Raw genomic sequence first — 16,026 nt, 5'->3', positions numbered from 1 at the left:
AATGGTTGCCATTGGTGTTGTCGGTGCGACCGGCCAGGTCGGCCAGGTCATGAGGACCCTGTTGGAGGAGCGCGGTTTTCCCGCGACCGAGGTCCGGTTCTTCGCGTCGGCCCGGTCGGCGGGCAAGAAGCTGAGCTTCCGTGGTCAGGAGATCGAGGTGGAGGACACCGAGATCGCCGATCCATCGGGCCTGGACATCGCGCTGTTCTCCGCGGGCGCGACTATGTCGAGGGTGCAGGCGCCGCGCTTTGCCGCCGCCGGCGTCGTCGTCGTCGACAACTCCTCGGCGTGGCGCAAGGATCCCGACGTCCCGCTGGTGGTCAGTGAGGTCAACTTCGAACGCGATGCGGGTCGTCGACCCAGAGGCATCATCGCGAATCCGAACTGCACCACCATGGCCGCCATGCCGGTGCTGCGACCGCTGCACGACGAGGCCGGACTGACCCGGATGATCGTGTCGAGCTACCAGGCCGTCTCGGGCAGCGGGCTGGCCGGGGTCGAGGAACTCGCGAGTCAGGCCCGCGCCGTCATCGACGGTGTCGAGCAGTTGGTGCACGACGGCGGCGCCCTGGACTACCCGGCGCCGGCGAAATACGTTGCGCCCATTGCCTTCAACGTCATACCGCTGGCGGGTGCACTGGTCGACGACGGGTCCGGCGAGACCGACGAGGACCAGAAACTGCGCAACGAGAGCCGCAAGATCCTGGGCATCCCGGATCTGGCCGTGTCGGGAACCTGCGTGCGGGTGCCGGTGTTCACCGGGCACTCGTTGTCCATCAACGCCGAGTTCGCCCGGCCGATCTCGGTGGCCCGCGCCCAGGAAATCCTGGCGGCGGCCCCCGGCGTGAAGTTGGTCGATGTGCCGACCCCGCTGGCAGCCGCGGGGGTGGACGACTCCCTGGTGGGCCGGATCCGGCAGGATCCGGGCGTGCCCGACGGCCGGGGCCTGGCCCTGTTCATCTCGGGCGACAACCTGCGCAAGGGTGCGGCGCTGAACACGATCCAGATCGCGGAGTTGCTGGCAGCCCAGCTGTAGGGGCTTTCATAGCGAGCTCATAGCCGCATACCAGCTGACACTTCGATGTCGGCGAGGATCATCGAAGGTATGACCGAAACAACTGAGCACACCGTCGACACCCCCGTTGCCGTGGAACGGCAGCCGAATCGGCTCTACCAGATAGCTGCCTGGGTGGGGATCGCCGCAGGAACCGTTTTCATCGTCGCCGTCATCTTCTTCTCCGGCTTCTTACTCGGCCGGCATTCCGGCGGCGGTCATTTCGGGGGCCACGGTAGCGGCCATGGCGGCCCCGGCATGATGATGGACCGGCCCTGGGGGCCCGGCCCGATGCGCGGCGGACCCGGTGGCCCGGGCGACCGCGACGATCGCGGTCCCGGCATGATGCCCGGAATGATGCGGCCCGGCGGCGCCGGCGATGGTGGGACCAACGCACCGACCGGGCCGGGTACGCCCGTCGGCCCCGGTGCGCCGCAACAGCCGCCCGCGACGCCGGGCCGCTGATCCGACCACCGAACGGCACCGGGAGCGAATCGTCGCCCCCGGTGCCGTTTCGCCGTGCGGGCGAGGGGGAAGCCTGGGACCGACCGTAGGACGGAAAGGTGTCCCATGTCCCCCAAGATTGCGACCACCGATGCCGGCGCCCCGGCGCCCAGCGTCGAGCACTCCCTGACCGTCGGACCCGACGGTCCGATCCTGCTGCAGGACCATTACCTGATCGAGCAGATGGCCAACTTCAACCGCGAACGCATACCCGAGCGCCAACCCCACGCCAAGGGCAGCGGTGCGTTCGGCACGTTCGAGGTCACCCATGACGTCAGCGCCTACACGCGAGCGGCGGTCTTCCAGCCCGGCGTCAAGACCGAGATGCTCGCGCGGTTCTCCACCGTTGCGGGTGAGCGGGGCAGCCCCGACACGTGGCGGGACCCGCGTGGGTTCGCGCTGAAGTTCTACACGACCGACGGCAACTTCGACCTGGTCGGCAATAACACCCCGGTCTTCTTCATGCGCGACCCCATGAAGTTCCAGAACTTCATTCGCAGCCAGAAACGGTTGGCCGCCAACAATCTTCGCGACCACCACATGCAGTGGGACTTCTGGACGCTGGTTCCCGAATCGGCGCACCAGGTGACCTACCTGATGGGGGATCGCGGCATCCCGAAGAGCTGGCGGCACATGAACGGCTACTCCAGCCACACCTACAGCTGGAGCAACGCCGACGGCGAGATGTTCTGGGTCAAGTACCACTTCAAGACCGACCAGGGTGTCGATAATCTGACGCAGGAGGACGCCGACCAGCTGGCCGGCCAGGACGGCGACGCCCACGTGCGTGACCTCTACGAGGCGATCGAGCGCGGGGAGCACCCGACCTGGTCGCTGAAGATGCAGGTGATGCCGTTCGAGGACGCCAAGACCTATCACCTCAACCCGTTCGATCTGACCAAGGTGTGGCCACACGGCGACTACCCGCTGATCGATGTCGGGAGGATGACGCTCGACCGCAATCCCACCGATCACCACGCGCAGATCGAACAGGCGGCGTTCGAACCGAACAACCTGGTGCCCGGTACCGGCTTGTCCCCGGACAAGATGCTGCTGGCCCGCGGCTTCTCGTACTCCGACGCCCACCGGGCCCGGCTCGGGGTCAACTACCGGCAGATCCCGGTCAACGAACCGCACGTGGAGGTCAACAGCTACAGCAAGGACGGTGCGATGCGGATCCGTCCCGTCACCGATCCGGTGTACGCGCCGAACTCGATGGGCGGTCCGGTGGCGGACCCGGTGCGGGCCGACGAGCTGCACTGGGCCTCCGACGGTGACATGGTGCGCTCGGCCTACACGCTGCGCAAGGACGACGACGACTGGACGCAGCCCGGCATCCTGGTGCGCGACGTGATGGACGACGCGGCCCGGGATCGGTTGGCGTCGAACATCATCGGCCACGTGTCCGACGGCGTGCGCGAACCCGTCCTATCGCGGGTGTTCGAGTACTGGAGCAACGTCGACGCCGATCTGGGCAAGAAGATCGAAGAGGGTGTCCGGGCCAACCTGGCATCATCGACGTCATGAGTATCGAAGTCGTCTACACCGCAGAATCCACCGCGTCCGGCGGCGGCCGCGACGGCCACGTCGAGTCCACCGACGGACTCATCGATCTGGACACCCGCCCACCCAAGGAAATGGGTGGCAGCGGTGAGGGGGTCAATCCCGAACTGCTGTTCTCGGCGGGCTACGCCGCGTGCTTCCTGGGGGCGCTGCGACTGATCGCCAAGAACGACAAGATCGACCTCGACGACGCGACCGGTATCACCGCCCGGATCGGGTTCGGCAAGGACTCGGCAGGCGGATACGGCCTGACCGCTCATCTGATCGGCTATCTGCCGGGCCTCGAGCAAGCGGTGGCCGACGGCCTGATGGCAAAGGCGCACGAGTTCTGCCCGTACTCCAAGGCCACCCGCGGCAACATCGACGTCGAGCTGTCGGCGAAGGTCTGATCGGTTCCGGCCCGGTAGAACAGTGGTGGTGACCGGCGGGATGGGGTACACCGTGCCAGTGACCCTGGTTGACGGTGCGCTCGGTCGTACCGAGCAGGAGTTGACCAGTGCCGTGGACGCCGCCCTGTACATCGCGGACGGCACCCTGGCCGACGGGCCGATCGGCCAGGTCGGTCTGGAACTGGAAGCGCACTGCTTCGATTGCGTCGACCCGGCTCGGCGCCCGAGTTGGGACCGCATCGCCGAGGTCATCGCCTGCCTCCCGGCGCTCCCGGGAGACAGTCGCGTCACCGTCGAACCCGGTGGCGCGGTCGAACTCTCCGGGCCGCCGGCCGCCGGCGTGCTCGGCGCCGTCACCGCGATGCAGACGGACCGTGCGGTGGTTCGGGAGCACTTCGCCCGGGCCGGCCTCGGGCTGCTCCTGCTCGGCGCGGATCCGTTGCGCGCGCCGCGCCGGATCCATCCCGGGGGCCGCTACCGAGCGATGGAACGGTTCTTCGAGAGCAGCGGAACCGGCGCCATGGGCGCGGCGATGATGACGGCGACGGCCTCCATCCAGGTGAACATCGACGCCGGGCCGCGGGACGGCTGGACCGAACGGGTTCGGCTGGCACACGCCCTCGGCCCGACCATGATCGCGATCACCGCGAATTCCCCGCTGCTGGCCGGCGAGTTCACCGGCTGGCAGTCCAGCCGGCAACAGGTGTGGAGCGAATTGGATTCGGCGCGTTGTGGTCCGGTGCTCGGTGTCAGCGGGCTCGATCCAGCCACCGACTGGGCGCAGTACGCCCTGAAGGCACCGGTGATGCTGGTGCATGATCCCGAACCGCGGCCGGTGCTCGAGTGGGTGCCGTTCGTCGAATGGGTGCAGGGCGATGTCCGGCTGGGCGGGCGCCGGCCCACCACCGAGGATCTGGACTACCACCTGACGACCCTGTTCCCGCCCGTCCGTCCGCGGCGCTGGATCGAGATCCGTTATCTCGACGCGGTGTCCGATCTGCTCTGGCCGGCAGTGGTTTTCACCCTGGTGACCCTGCTGGATCGCGCCCCCGACGCGTCGGCCGCCGCGGTCGAGGATGTCGCCGCGGCCTGGGACACCGCCGCCCGGATCGGTCTGCGGGACCGCCACCTGTTCGAGGCTGCCACCCGCTGCCTGGCAATTGCGGAGCCGTTCGTCCCGGCCGCACTCGCCGATTCGTTCGACCGGCTGTCCGCGTCGGTTCGCGGGGGACGTTGTCCCGGTGAGGGATTCGCGGAGAATGCGGTGGAAATGGGTATCGAGCCGGCTGTCCTGGAGGCGCTGGGATGACGTCCCGACAGACGCTGGCCGACCACCTGGCCCGTGCCCGGGACCGCACACTACGGCTGGTCGACTTCGACGACGACGAGTTGGGTCGGCAGTACGACCCACTGATGAGTCCCCTGGTATGGGATCTCGCGCATATCGGTCAGCAGGAGGAACTGTGGTTGCTGCGTGACGGCAACCCGGCGCTGCCCGGCATGCTCGACCCGGCCGTCGAGCAGCTCTACGACGCGTTCCAACATCCCCGGGCCCACCGGGTGAATCTTCCGCTCCTTCCCGCTGCCGAGGCGCATCGGTATCTGAAGACGGTGCGCGCCAAGGCTTTCGATGCTCTCGACGCGCTGTCCGGCGATGACGACGGATTCGTATTCGCTCTGGCGGCCAGTCACGAGAACCAGCACGGCGAGACCATGCTGCAGGCCCTCGGCCTGCGCACCGGGGCGCCGTTGCTCGGACCCGGCGCGCTCCTGCCGGCCGGTCGTACCGGCGTGGCCGGTACGTCGGTCCTCGTCCCGGCGGGCCCGTTCGTCCTGGGTGTCGACGCCGCCGACGAACCCGGCTCCCTCGACAACGAGCGACCTGCGCACGTCGTCGACATCCCGGCATTCCGGATCGGCCGCGTCCCGGTGACCAACGCCGAATGGCGGGTGTTCATCGACGACGGCGGTTACCGGCACCGGGCGTTGTGGTCGGTCCTCGGGTGGGAGCACCGTCAGCGGGCGGGGCTCACGGCCCCGCAGTTCTGGAATCCCGACGGCAGCCGCACCCGCTTCGGCCGGGTCGAACAGATTCCCGACGACGAACCCGTCCAGCACGTGACGTACTTCGAGGCGGAGGCATACGCCGCGTGGGCCGGCGCGCGGCTGCCGACCGAGGTCGAGTGGGAGAAGGCATGTTGCTGGGATCCGAACGTCGGTGCACGGCGGCGCTTTCCGTGGGGAAGTCAACCGCCGACGCCGACGCTGGCCAACCTCGGTGGTGACGCGCTGCGCCCGGCGCCGGTCGGCGCCCATCCGGACGGGGCATCGGCCTACGGCGCGGAACAGATGCTCGGCGACGTGTGGGAATGGACCAGTTCGGCCTTCCGTCCGTGGCCGGGATTCACGCCGATGATCTACGACCGCTACAGCCAACCCTTCTTCGGAGCGGATGATTACCGGGTACTCCGCGGTGGCTCGTGGGCGGTGTCGCCGGACATCCTGCGGCCTAGCTTCCGCAACTGGGACCATCCCATCCGCCGGCAGATATTCTCCGGTGTGCGCCTGGCCTGGGATGCCTGATGTGCCGACACCTGGGTTGGTTGGGTGCGCCGACGCCGATCAGTGCCCTGTTGCTCGATCCACCGAACAGCCTTCTGGTGCAGTCCTATTCACCTCGTCGTCAGAAGCACGGTCTGCTCAACGCCGACGGGTGGGGGGTCGGGTTCTTCGCCGGTGGACAGGCCCGCCGCTGGCGCAGTGCCGCACCCCTGTGGGGTGATGCGTCCTTCGCCTCGGTGGCCCCAGCCCTGACGTCGGGATGCGTGGTGGCCGCGGTCCGGTCGGCCACGGTCGGCATGCCCGTCGAGTCCAGCGCGTGCGCCCCGTTCACCGACGGTCGGTGGTTGTTGTCGCACAACGGCGTTGTCGACCGATCGGTACTGCCGCCGGCGCCCGATGCCGAGTCCGTCGTCGACAGCGCGGTGCTCGCGGCGCTGATCTTCGCCCGCGGTCTCGACCACCTGGGCCGGACGATCATCGAGGTGGGCGAGGCCGATCCGAATGCGCGCCTGAATATCCTGGCCGCCAATGGTTCCCGGCTGCTCGCCACCACCTGGGGGGACACGCTGTCGGTATTGCGCCGGCCCGACGGAGTCGCGGTGGCCAGCGAACCCTATGACGACGATCCGGACTGGCAGGACGTGCCCGACCGGCACCTGGTTCAGGTCTCCTTCGACGGGAACGCCGACAATGTGACCCTGACCCCGCTGAGAGGAACCTCATGACCCTGGTGGCCGATCTCCTGGATGCCGACCACGCCGCCCGGGAGCTGCGCAACGATGTCCGCGAAGGACTGACACGGACACCGAAATCCTTGCCGCCCAAGTGGTTCTATGATGCGACCGGCAGTGATCTGTTCGACCGGATCACCCGGCTGCCCGAGTACTATCCGACGCGCGCCGAGGCCACGATCCTGCGGCAGCGGGCCGCGGCCATCGCGGCCGCCACGGGAGCGGACACGCTGGTCGAACTGGGCAGCGGCACCTCGGAGAAGACGCGCATGCTGCTGGACGCGCTACGCTCAGCGGGAACCCTGCGCCGGTTCGTCCCGTTCGACGTCGACCGCAGCGTGCTGGAAACCGCCTCGGCCGCACTGACTTCGGAGTACCCGGGGCTGTCCGTCGAGGCGGTGTGCGGCGACTTCGAGCGTCATCTGGGCGAGATACCGGGCGGTGGGCGCCGACTGGTGGCCTTCCTCGGCTCCACCATCGGGAACCTGACCCGGGGGCCCAGGACGGCATTCCTCAACGCGCTCAGCGAGGCAATGCTCCCCGGTGACGCACTGCTCCTGGGCACCGACCTGGTCAAGGACGTCGATCGGCTGGTGCGTGCCTACGACGACAGCGCGGGCGTGACGGCGGCATTCAACCGCAACGTGCTCGCGGTGATCAACCGGGAGCTGGGCGGCAACTTCGATCTGGAGGCATTCACCCATGTCGCGCGGTGGAATTCGGCGGCCCGCCGGATCGAGATGTGGCTGCGCGCCGACGCAGCGCAGACCGTGGTGATCCCCGCGCTCGACCTGACCGTCGAATTCACCGCGGGTGAAGAGATGCTGACCGAGGTGTCGTGCAAGTTCACCCCCGATGTCGTCGATGCCGAACTGTATGCCGCCGGGCTGACCCGCACCCACTGGTGGACCGACCCAGCCGGAGATTTCGGGTTGTCGCTGGCCGTCAAGTGATCGACATCGAACTGGCCGACCGGTGGCGGGCGGCCAGGCCGGCGGTCGCGGGTGTGCATCTGGATTCGGGGGCGTGTTCGCGACAGTCGTTCGCGGTGATCGAGGCGGCCGCGCAGCACGCCCGGCACGAGGCCGAGGTGGGCGGTTACGTGGCTGCCGAGGCGGCCGGACCGGTATTGCAGGCGGGACGGGCCGCCATCGGATCGCTCATCGGGCTGTCCGCCGACGACGTCGTGTTCACCACCGGCTCTGGTCACGCGCTGGACCTGCTTCTGTCCGCGTGGCCGGGTGAGCGCACGCTGGCCTGTCCGGCCGGCGAGTACGGGCCGAACCTGACGGCCATGGCGGCCAACGGATTTCGGGTCCACCGGTTGGAGACGGATCCGCTGGGCCGGGTGCTGGTGGAGGCGGCGGAGGCCGAGCTGCGCCGACGTCGGCCCGCCCTGGTCCACCTCACCGGTGTGGCCAGCCACCGCGGCGTCGTTCAACCGATCGCCGATATGGCCGAGATGTGTCGCCGGGTCGATGTGCCTCTGGTGGTCGACGCCGCGCAGGCGTTCGGTCAGGTGGACTGCGATGTCGGTGCCGATGCGGTGTATTCCTCGTCGCGCAAGTGGATGGCCGGTCCGCGTGGGGTGGGGTTCCTGGCGGTTCGGCCGGACCTGGCCGGGCGGCTGGGGCACGCCTTGGAGAGCATTGCGGCAGTCGAGGCGAATGTTGCTGCACACGTGGGCTATTCGATCGCGCTGGGTGAGTACCTGGCCATCGGCCCGGAGCGGATGCGCCAATGCCTGGCCCGGGTCGGCGCTGTTGCCAGGGGGACGCTCGATGGTGTGGCGGGATGGCGGGTGGTCGAACCGGCCGACGAGTCGACGGCCATCACCACGTTGGTGCCGCCCGCCGGTGTCGTTCCCGCCACGGTGCGGGCGCGGTTGATCGAACGGCACCGGATCGTGACCACCGCGGCCGAGATCGCCCGTGCGCCCTTCGAACTCACCGGCCCGGTGCTGCGGGTGTCCCCGCATGTGGATGTGACGGCCGAGGATCTCGAGGCGCTGGCGGTGGCCCTGGCGGACGCGTAGATCATGTCGGACCGGTCTGGTATATAGAACACATGTTCGATCACCCGTTGCCGGAGTCATCCGCTGTCGCGGGGCTCGGGGATGCGGCGCTGGTGGATGCGATGGCCGTCGGAGCTGCGGTGGAGGCGGCCGCGGCGGGTCGGCGATTGGCGGTGATCGCCGAGTTCGCGGTCCGTCGCCTCGGTGGGGACGAGCGTGCTGATTGGGCGGCTGATGGTTGGGATGCGGCCAGTGTGGAGGTCGCTGCGGCCCTGGGCATCTCGCTGGGCCGGGCGAGCAACCAGATGGATCTCGGGTTGGCGTTGCGGACCCGGCTGCCGAAGGTGGCCGCGCTGTTGTGCGACGGCGTGATCTCGCTGCAGATCGCCCGGACCGCGGTCACGCGGACTTCGCTGATCGTGGATCGTGACGCCCTGGAGGTCGTGGACAGTCGGATCGCGACGGCCGCGGCGCAGTGGGGGCGGCTCTCGCAGGCCAAGTTGGAAGCGGCCGTGGATCTGTGGGTCAACGCGGTGGATCCGGCCGCGGTGCACCGGACCCGGGATCGGGCCCGCGAGCGTGATATTCGGATCGGCGACCCCGACAACGACAGCGACGGACTGACCGCGATCTGGGGCATGCTGTTGAAGGTCGACGGTGAGATCCTCGATGCCCGCCTGGCGGCGATGGCGGCCATGGTGTGCGGCCAGGATCCGCGGACGGTGGCCCAGCGCCGTTCCGATGCGTTGGGCGCGTTGGGTGCCGGGCACCTGCATTTGTCATGTGCCTGCGGGCGGGAGGAGTGCACCGCCGTGGTCGACGACGGGCGTGCCACCTCGGTCACCATCCACGTGCTGGCCGACGCCGAGGCGGTGTCCGCACCGGTCGACCCGCAGATTCACGGGGAGAAGCCACCCGCCGAGCCGATCGGTTTCGCCGAGGCCATCCACGAATACCACGAAAAGCACTGCAGCGCGGAGACACTTGCTCCGTCCGCGGCCACCGCGGAGGCTGCCACCCCTGAACCGGTCGAATCGCCGAAGCCGTCGGACCCCGGACGCTCGAAGCGGCGGAACTCGGCCGGCTACATCCCCGGCGGCCCGGTCATCCCGGCCGAACAACTGGCCGATCTGATCGCCCGCGGCGCCACCATCGACCACCTGAAGCCGCCCGCCGCGGAGTCACAGAAAGGCCATCGGCCAACCCCGTCGCTGGCCACCTGGATCCGCCATCGCGACCTGACCTGCCGCGCGCCGGGTTGTGACCGACCCGCCACCAGCGCCGACCTCGACCACACCAACCCCTGGCCCTACGGCCCCACCCATCCGTCCAACATCAAGGGATACTGTCGCAAGCATCACCTGGTCAAAACCTTCTGGCCGGGTTTCACCGACCGTCAAAAACCTGATGGCACTATCGAATTCACCACACCTACCGGGCACACCTACATCACCCGCCCGCTGAGCGTCCTGCTGTTCCCACGTGCCGACGCCACCACCGCGACGTTGCCCGAACCCAGCGGGCCACCCCCGCCCCAGGCCGACGGTCAGATGATGCCCAAACGCGCCACCACCCGCACCCAGCAACGCACTTACCGCATCAATGCCCAACGCAAACGTAACCTGCTCGAACACCCACCCCAACCGCCGCCATTCTGAGGAGCGGGTGCGGTCAGCGCACTAGTTCATACCGGACCTGCGGGCGTCCCGCCCGGCCGTACTCACTTGCCCGCCGAACGGCCCCGTCGTCGGCCAGACGTTCCAGGTAGCGCCACGCGGTAACGCGCGAAATGCCCAACCACGCTGGCCGGCGGTCTGCAGAGCCACCGTCCCGAGCTGCTCGACGGCATCGGCCTGATCGTCGGCATCGACCGCTTCATGTCGGAAGCCCGCGCGGTCACCAACTTCTCCGGCAACGCGGTGGCCACCATCCTGGTCGGGGCCTGGACCAAGACCCTGGACAAGGCGCGCATGGACGATGTTCTCAACGGACGCAACCCCTTCGACGAGGAGACCATGGTCGACGACCACAGCACTCCGGCCGACTCGTAGGAGAAGCAACTGGTTCCGGCCTGAGCACCACGTATCCCGGCCATCGGCGGTCGCGTCCCACCCCCAGGGCGCGGCCGCCTTCGAGGGTCAGGAGGGGCCGTCCCAGGTGTGGACGGGATCATTGGCATGCATCCGCTCGCAGTACAGCCGCAGCATCTCGGCCAGGGCCCGGGGCCGGGACAGTCCTCGGCGTTGCAGCGCCTCGACGGTGCGCACCTGCCATGTCGCGCCGTTGCGGCCGGTCTTGGCGCGGCCCTCGATCACGCCGAGGTATCGGTCGCGGACCTCGGCGGCAACCCCCCATCGGCGCAGGCCCTCGTCGGCCATGGGGAGCAACCGGCGCAGCGCGAGTTCGTCGGCGGTGACCTCGCCCAGGCCCGGCCAGTACAACCGGGACTCGATGCCGTCGCGGGCGGCGGCGGCGAAATTCTGTTCCGCGGCAGCGAAACTCATCTTGGTCCACAGCGGACGGTCCTCCTCGGACATCGTCCGAAGTAGGCCGTAGTAGAACGCGGAATTGGCCATCATGTCGATCACGGTGGGCCCCGCGGGAAGCACCCGGTTCTCCACCCGCAGGTGCGGCTTACCGTCCACTCCGTCACCGACGACGTCGTAAACCGGCCGGTTCCACCGGTAGACCGTCCCGTTGTGCAGCCGGAGCTCCGAGAGCGCCGGGGTGCGTCCGGCCGCCAGGACGGCCCGGGGGTCCTCCTCCGAGAGTTCGGGCAGCAGGCTGGGGAAGTAACGGACGTTCTCCTCGAAGAGGTCGAAGATCGACGTTATCCAGCGTTCGCCGAACCACACTCGCGGCCGCACCCCCTGGGCCTTCAGTTCATCCGGCCGGGTGTCGGTGGCCTGGGCGAACAGCTCGACCCGGGTCTCGGCCCACAGATGATGGCCGAAGAAGAACGGTGAGTTGGCCCCCAGCGCGAGCTGCGGGCCGGCCACGATCTGGGCGGCGTTCCAGTTCGCGGCGAAGTCGGCCGGCGCCACCTGGAGATGCAACTGCATACTGGTGCAGGCAGATTCAGGGGCGATGGTCGACGAATACAGGCTCAGGCGCTCGGGTCCGGCGATGTCGATCAGAATGTCCTCGCCGCGTGCGGTGAAGATCGAGTCGTTGAGCGCCTGATACCGGTGCGACTCGCTCATCCAGTCGTGGTCCAGGTGCTCGGGCATCAAGGTGGGCAGGATTCCGACCATCACGATGTGTGCGCCGCGCGCATTGGCCTTGGCCTCGGCGGCATTGAGACTGGCGCGGACCTCGTCCTCCAGCTCGAGCCCGGCCCGGCCCGGCAGTGGGCGCGGCGGCACGTTGAATTCGATGTTGAACGCGCCCAATTCGGTCTGATAGGCCGGATCGGCGATGGAGGCGAGCACGTCGACGTTGGTCATGGCCGGCTGGTAGTCGCCGTCGACCAGGTTGCACTCGATCTCGAGGCCCGTCAGGGGGCGGTCGAATTCGAAGCTGGAGTTCGCGAGCATCGTCTCGAACACGTCCAGGCACAGCTGGACCTTGCGCCGGTACTCCTGGCGGTGTGCCCGGCTGTAATCGGTGTGCGTGATCTCCTCGCCCACGCCGAAATAGTATTCGGCTCAGCCGGAATTCCGGTGCGCGATCACCACCTGTTCGCTCAACGGCCCGCCGTGCAGTTCGAGCTCGATCGCCGGGCCGGCGTGGGCGGCCAGGGCACGCAGCGCCGACGGACTGTAGGTGCGCAACGAGCTGATGAGCCCGTCGTGCACGAATGGCACGAACGGTGCGAACGGCAGCATCGATGCCAGCCGGATGAGGTGCAGTGGCGCCGGCGGGCGGGGCAGGTCGACGATCAGTAGGACGTCGGCCACCCGGGTGCCCTCCCGCAGCACCTGTGCGGCGGCTTCCGGCGGTAGGTGGTGGAACGACAGCGCGAACAACGCCAGGTCGAAGGAGCCGTCCGGCGCGTCGATCGCGGTGGCGTCCATGACGCGCACGGTGGCGCGGGGCTCGCCGGTGAAGGACTCGGCCATCCGGGCGACCGAGTCGGGGTTGATGTCCGTGACGGTCAGGTGCGCGGTCGGATGTTCCTCGAGGAGCAGCCGCGACACCGCGCCGTGTCCGGCGCCGAGTTCCACGATCTTCGGGTCGGCGACGTCGGCCAGCACGTCCAGGACGCGGCGGGCGATCTTGCGATGGTTGCCGAACACCCGGCCGCTCCAGTCCAGCGCGTCGACGACCTGACGTTTTTTCCTCGCCAGGGCCGCGTCATCGGCGTCATTGCGATCCAGATATTCGTCCCGGCCGGTCTGTAACAGCCGGTCCAGGCAGGAGGCGTCGAAGCCGCCGCGCGGCATGTCGGCGATGTCGGTCACGAAAGTGGCGCCCATGAAATACATCATGGGCGCCACTTCGATCGGGTGTCAGCTCTCGCCGAGGATCTGGTAGATCTCGCGACGCGCGTTGTTGACGATGTCGAGGATCCGCTGCTGCTGATCCGCATCGGCGGCGTGCGCGGACTGCGCGACCGCACCGAACAGCTGGCCGACGGCCTCGCGGAGGTTGACCTGCGCGGGGTCTGCGCCCTCGGTGATCTCGGTCCACGGCGCGGTCTCGATCTTTTCGGCGGCGGCCCGGCCCTCGTCGGTGAGTTCGAACAGCTTCTTGCTGCCCTCGGTCTGGGCCGCGGAGATCAGGCCTTCGTCCTCGAGCATCTGCAGCGTGGGGTACACCGAGCCGGGGCTGGGCTTCCACAGGTTGTCGCTGCGCTCGGCGATCTCCTGGATCATCTCGTAGCCGTGCATCTGGCGTTCGGCCAGCAGCTTGAGGATGGCCGCACGGACGTCGCCGCGCTTGCCCCGGCCGCCGGGTCCCCGGCGACCCCCCGGTCCGCGCCGTCCTCGACCGCCGCCGAAGGGGCCGCCGCCGAACGGGCCGGGACCGAAGCCGAAACCGGGGCCGCCGGGTCCACCGGGGCCGAAGCCGGGACCGAACGGGCCGCCACCCTGAGCGCGGACCTGCTCGATGAACTCTGCGCGCCGGTCGGCGTGGCGGCGTCCGTGACCGTGGCCGTGCCGGCGGTCGCCGGGGCCGAAGCCGAATCCGGTGTGGGGTTCTGGGGGTGTGAATGGGGTGTTCATGTCTGATTCCTTCAGGTTCGGGGAAGCTCAGATCGAGCTTCGATGTGTTGACGATATATCGGAAACTATCGCGATGCAACCAGTTATTCCCCGAACGGTCGGATCTGCCCAGCCTTCTTGTCGAGTTCGGCGAGCAGCCAGCGGGCCCACTGGATCTCCATTTCGGCTTCTCGCAGCCCGTATTCCAGCGCGGCGCGACCGTAGAAGTCGCCCGGCGCGTCGGCGGGGTCATCGCTCCACGTGACCGTGTCCCGCAACTCCGCGTAGCGGGCCAGCTCGGACTCGGCGGAGTCGGCCACGCGCGCGACGTACGCGCGGGCTTGCTCGACGGGGAGCTGGCCGAGCAGGAAGACCCGCAGCAGATCCGGCCGGCGCAGGGGCGGGTCGCCGTCGGGATGGATGATCCAGTCCAGCAGCTCCATCCGGCCGGCGTCGGTGACGCGGTACTCCTTGCGTCCGCGGGGCCCCACGTCGCTGACCTCGATCAGACCGTCCCGGTCCAGCCGGTTGAGTTCGCCGTACAGCTGACTCTGCGTCGCCGGCCACACGTTGGCCATCGACACGTCGAACCGTTTCAGGAGGTCGTATCCACTGCCGGGATGCTGGGCGAGCAGGCCGAGGGCCGCGATGCGAAGGCTCACACCCGTAGTGTAGGGTCTCATTCCACTATTGACATGTCACTAGTGGAATGTCAGGGTGGGGCGTATGACCGATACCCACGACGTTTCTCTGGTCGCCGATGTCCCGGGCGACGGCCAGTTCTTCCTGCAGGGCAACTACGCGCCCGTCCCCGACGAACTCACCGCCGACAACCTGACTGTCACCGGCACGATCCCGCCCGAACTGGACGGCTGGTACCTACGCAACGGCCCCAACCCGCGCACGGCGAGCGGCCACTGGTTCACCGGCGACGGGATGATCCACGGCGTGCGGCTCGAGGGCGGCGCGGCCAAGTGGTACCGCAACCGCTGGGTGCGCACCGACAGCTTCGCCGACCCGTTCCCGGTCTACGGCCCCGACGGCGCCCGCAACCTGCGCGCCAGCGTCGCCAACACCCACGTCGTCAACCATGCCGGGCGCACGCTCGCGCTCGTCGAGTCCTCGCTGCCGTACGAGATCACCAACGATCTCGAGACCGTCGGGGCCTTCGACTTCGGCGGCAAGCTCGTCGACGCGATGACCGCGCACCCCAAGATCTGCCCCAGCACCGGCGAACTGCATTTCTTCGGCTACGGCAACCTCGCCGAACCGCACGTCACCTATCACCGTGCGGATGCCAACGGTGAGCTGGTGATCGACCGGCCCGTCGAGGTTCCGGCGTTGACGATGATGCACGACTTCGCGATGACGGCCGGGCACGTCGTCTTCATGGACCTGCCCATCGTGTTCAACCTCGACCTGGCGATCGACGGCAAGGGCATGCCATACCGGTGGGACGACGACTACGGCGCCCGGTTCGGCGTGCTGCGCCGGGACGACCCGTTCGGCGAGATCCGCTGGTTCGACATCGACCCCTGCTACGTCTTCCACGTGGTCAACGCCTTCGACACGGGCGACTCCCTGGAGATACAGGCGATCCGGTATCCCGAATTATGGCGCCACGACGGCGGATTCGACGCCGACGGCGTGCTGTGGAGCTGGACCCTGGACCTGGCGCGCGGAACCGTGACCGAGCGTCAGCTCGACGAGCGCGGGGTCGAGTTCCCGCGCATCGACGACCGGCTGGCCGGTCGGCCGGCCCGCTACGGCGTCGCGGTCGGTGGTGACCGCCTGGTGCGCTACGACCTGACCGACGGCAGCGCCGCCGAACGCGCCTTCGACGGCGGGCGACCGGGCGAGGCGGTGTTCGTCCCGGCGGCGGGCTCCACCGACGAGAGCGACGGCTGGTACCTGGCCTACGTGTACGACCCGGCCCGCAATGGCAGCGATCTGGTGATCCTGGATGCCTCCGACTTCGGCGGCGCGGCCGTCGCGACAATCCACCTGCCCCAACGGGTTCCGTACGGCTTCCACGGAAACTGGATCACCGGGCACAGCTGAC

Annotated in this window: 15 protein-coding genes and 2 pseudogenes; 12 read left to right on the top strand and 5 right to left on the bottom strand. The window is 68.5% G+C overall.

Annotated elements, in window-relative coordinates; genetic code table 11:
• Position 1 precedes the first annotated feature (1 nt).
• From U0R18_RS16340 to U0R18_RS16295, 10 genes are all read left to right on the top strand, one after another.
• Positions 2–1,036, top strand: coding sequence for an aspartate-semialdehyde dehydrogenase (locus U0R18_RS16340; protein ID WP_526370199.1), 1,035 nt, complete (start codon positions 2–4; stop codon positions 1,034–1,036).
• Positions 1,037–1,105: 69 nt separating this feature from the next.
• Complete coding sequence (locus tag U0R18_RS16335; RefSeq protein WP_526370197.1) at positions 1,106–1,519, top strand: hypothetical protein; 414 nt, start codon at positions 1,106–1,108, stop codon at positions 1,517–1,519.
• A 105-nt stretch (positions 1,520–1,624) separates the two neighbouring features.
• Entirely contained in the window at positions 1,625–3,085 is a 1,461-nt protein-coding gene (locus tag U0R18_RS16330; protein ID WP_526370195.1) for a catalase, read from the top strand.
• Entirely contained in the window at positions 3,082–3,510 is a 429-nt protein-coding gene (locus U0R18_RS16325; RefSeq protein WP_526370193.1) for an organic hydroperoxide resistance protein, read from the top strand. Before U0R18_RS16330 ends, U0R18_RS16325 begins: the two co-directional genes overlap by 4 nt.
• Before the next feature lie 40 nt (positions 3,511–3,550).
• Positions 3,551–4,819 (top strand): ergothioneine biosynthesis glutamate--cysteine ligase EgtA, encoded by a 1,269-nt coding sequence (gene egtA, locus U0R18_RS16320; protein ID WP_526370451.1) that lies wholly within the window; start codon positions 3,551–3,553, stop codon positions 4,817–4,819.
• Positions 4,816–6,093, top strand: a complete 1,278-nt coding sequence (egtB, locus tag U0R18_RS16315; RefSeq protein ID WP_526370190.1) for an ergothioneine biosynthesis protein EgtB — start codon at positions 4,816–4,818, stop codon at positions 6,091–6,093. Before egtA ends, egtB begins: the two co-directional genes overlap by 4 nt.
• The gene (gene egtC / locus U0R18_RS16310; protein WP_526370188.1) at positions 6,093–6,797 is read left to right on the top strand and encodes an ergothioneine biosynthesis protein EgtC; all 705 of its coding nucleotides are present in this window, start codon (positions 6,093–6,095) and stop codon (positions 6,795–6,797) included. Before egtB ends, egtC begins: the two co-directional genes overlap by 1 nt.
• Positions 6,794–7,756 (top strand): L-histidine N(alpha)-methyltransferase, encoded by a 963-nt coding sequence (egtD, locus tag U0R18_RS16305; RefSeq protein WP_526370186.1) that lies wholly within the window; start codon positions 6,794–6,796, stop codon positions 7,754–7,756. Before egtC ends, egtD begins: the two co-directional genes overlap by 4 nt.
• Positions 7,757–7,761: 5 nt before the next feature.
• Complete coding sequence (gene egtE / locus U0R18_RS16300) at positions 7,762–8,838, top strand: ergothioneine biosynthesis PLP-dependent enzyme EgtE (protein ID WP_526370449.1); 1,077 nt, start codon at positions 7,762–7,764, stop codon at positions 8,836–8,838.
• A gap of 32 nt (positions 8,839–8,870) precedes the next feature.
• Complete coding sequence (locus tag U0R18_RS16295) at positions 8,871–10,475, top strand: HNH endonuclease signature motif containing protein (protein WP_526370183.1); 1,605 nt, start codon at positions 8,871–8,873, stop codon at positions 10,473–10,475.
• Positions 10,476–10,488: 13 nt separating this feature from the next.
• On the opposite strand, the pseudogene U0R18_RS16290 reads toward U0R18_RS16295, so the two are convergent.
• Positions 10,489–10,659 (bottom strand): annotated as a pseudogene (locus U0R18_RS16290) (response regulator); the annotation flags it as partial.
• On the opposite strand from U0R18_RS16290, the pseudogene U0R18_RS16285 reads away from it, so the two are divergent.
• A pseudogene (locus tag U0R18_RS16285) lies at positions 10,617–10,868 on the top strand (C4-dicarboxylate transporter DctA); the annotation flags it as partial. The pseudogenes U0R18_RS16290 and U0R18_RS16285 sit on opposite strands and share 43 nt — an antisense overlap.
• Positions 10,869–10,955: 87 nt before the next feature.
• Here the strand turns inward: U0R18_RS16285 and U0R18_RS16280 are convergent.
• From U0R18_RS16280 to U0R18_RS16265, 4 genes are all read right to left on the bottom strand, one after another.
• Positions 10,956–12,446, bottom strand: a complete 1,491-nt coding sequence (locus tag U0R18_RS16280; protein ID WP_526370181.1) for a glutamate-cysteine ligase family protein — start codon at positions 12,444–12,446, stop codon at positions 10,956–10,958.
• An 18-nt stretch (positions 12,447–12,464) separates the two neighbouring features.
• On the bottom strand, positions 12,465–13,244 hold the full coding sequence (locus U0R18_RS16275) for a class I SAM-dependent methyltransferase (protein WP_526370447.1): 780 nt from the start codon (positions 13,242–13,244) through the stop codon (positions 12,465–12,467).
• A gap of 24 nt (positions 13,245–13,268) precedes the next feature.
• A complete protein-coding gene (locus tag U0R18_RS16270) occupies positions 13,269–13,985 on the bottom strand; it encodes a PadR family transcriptional regulator (protein ID WP_526370179.1) in 717 nt (238 codons plus the stop codon).
• Between the two features lie 83 nt (positions 13,986–14,068).
• The gene (locus U0R18_RS16265) at positions 14,069–14,626 is read right to left on the bottom strand and encodes a PadR family transcriptional regulator (protein ID WP_526370177.1); all 558 of its coding nucleotides are present in this window, start codon (positions 14,624–14,626) and stop codon (positions 14,069–14,071) included.
• 64 nt (positions 14,627–14,690) lie between these two features.
• Between U0R18_RS16265 and U0R18_RS16260 the strand changes: the two genes are divergently transcribed.
• A complete protein-coding gene (locus tag U0R18_RS16260) occupies positions 14,691–16,025 on the top strand; it encodes a carotenoid oxygenase family protein (protein ID WP_526370175.1) in 1,335 nt (444 codons plus the stop codon).
• Position 16,026 lies beyond the last annotated feature (1 nt).

The organism is Mycobacterium sp., from assembly GCF_046330795.1.
GTDB lineage: Bacteria > Actinomycetota > Actinomycetes > Mycobacteriales > Mycobacteriaceae > Mycobacterium.
Note: the sequence above shows the minus strand (reverse complement) of the source record. Positions and strands in the feature narration are given on the sequence as shown.

Bases quoted from the DNA above. Each gene is read 5' to 3' on its own strand.
- U0R18_RS16340 (WP_526370199.1), top strand. From the start codon at position 2: ATGGTTGCCATTGGTGTTGTCGGTGCGACCGGCCAGGTCGGCCAGGTC.
- U0R18_RS16335 (WP_526370197.1), top strand. From the start codon at position 1,106: ATGACCGAAACAACTGAGCACACCGTCGACACCCCCGTTGCCGTGGAA.
- U0R18_RS16330 (WP_526370195.1), top strand. From the start codon at position 1,625: ATGTCCCCCAAGATTGCGACCACCGATGCCGGCGCCCCGGCGCCCAGC.
- U0R18_RS16325 (WP_526370193.1), top strand. From the start codon at position 3,082: ATGAGTATCGAAGTCGTCTACACCGCAGAATCCACCGCGTCCGGCGGC.
- egtA (WP_526370451.1), top strand. From the start codon at position 3,551: ATGGGGTACACCGTGCCAGTGACCCTGGTTGACGGTGCGCTCGGTCGT.
- egtB (WP_526370190.1), top strand. From the start codon at position 4,816: ATGACGTCCCGACAGACGCTGGCCGACCACCTGGCCCGTGCCCGGGAC.
- egtC (WP_526370188.1), top strand. From the start codon at position 6,093: ATGTGCCGACACCTGGGTTGGTTGGGTGCGCCGACGCCGATCAGTGCC.
- egtD (WP_526370186.1), top strand. From the start codon at position 6,794: ATGACCCTGGTGGCCGATCTCCTGGATGCCGACCACGCCGCCCGGGAG.
- U0R18_RS16295 (WP_526370183.1), top strand. From the start codon at position 8,871: ATGTTCGATCACCCGTTGCCGGAGTCATCCGCTGTCGCGGGGCTCGGG.
- U0R18_RS16275 (WP_526370447.1), bottom strand. From the start codon at position 13,244: ATGTATTTCATGGGCGCCACTTTCGTGACCGACATCGCCGACATGCCG.
- U0R18_RS16270 (WP_526370179.1), bottom strand. From the start codon at position 13,985: ATGAACACCCCATTCACACCCCCAGAACCCCACACCGGATTCGGCTTC.
- U0R18_RS16260 (WP_526370175.1), top strand. From the start codon at position 14,691: ATGACCGATACCCACGACGTTTCTCTGGTCGCCGATGTCCCGGGCGAC.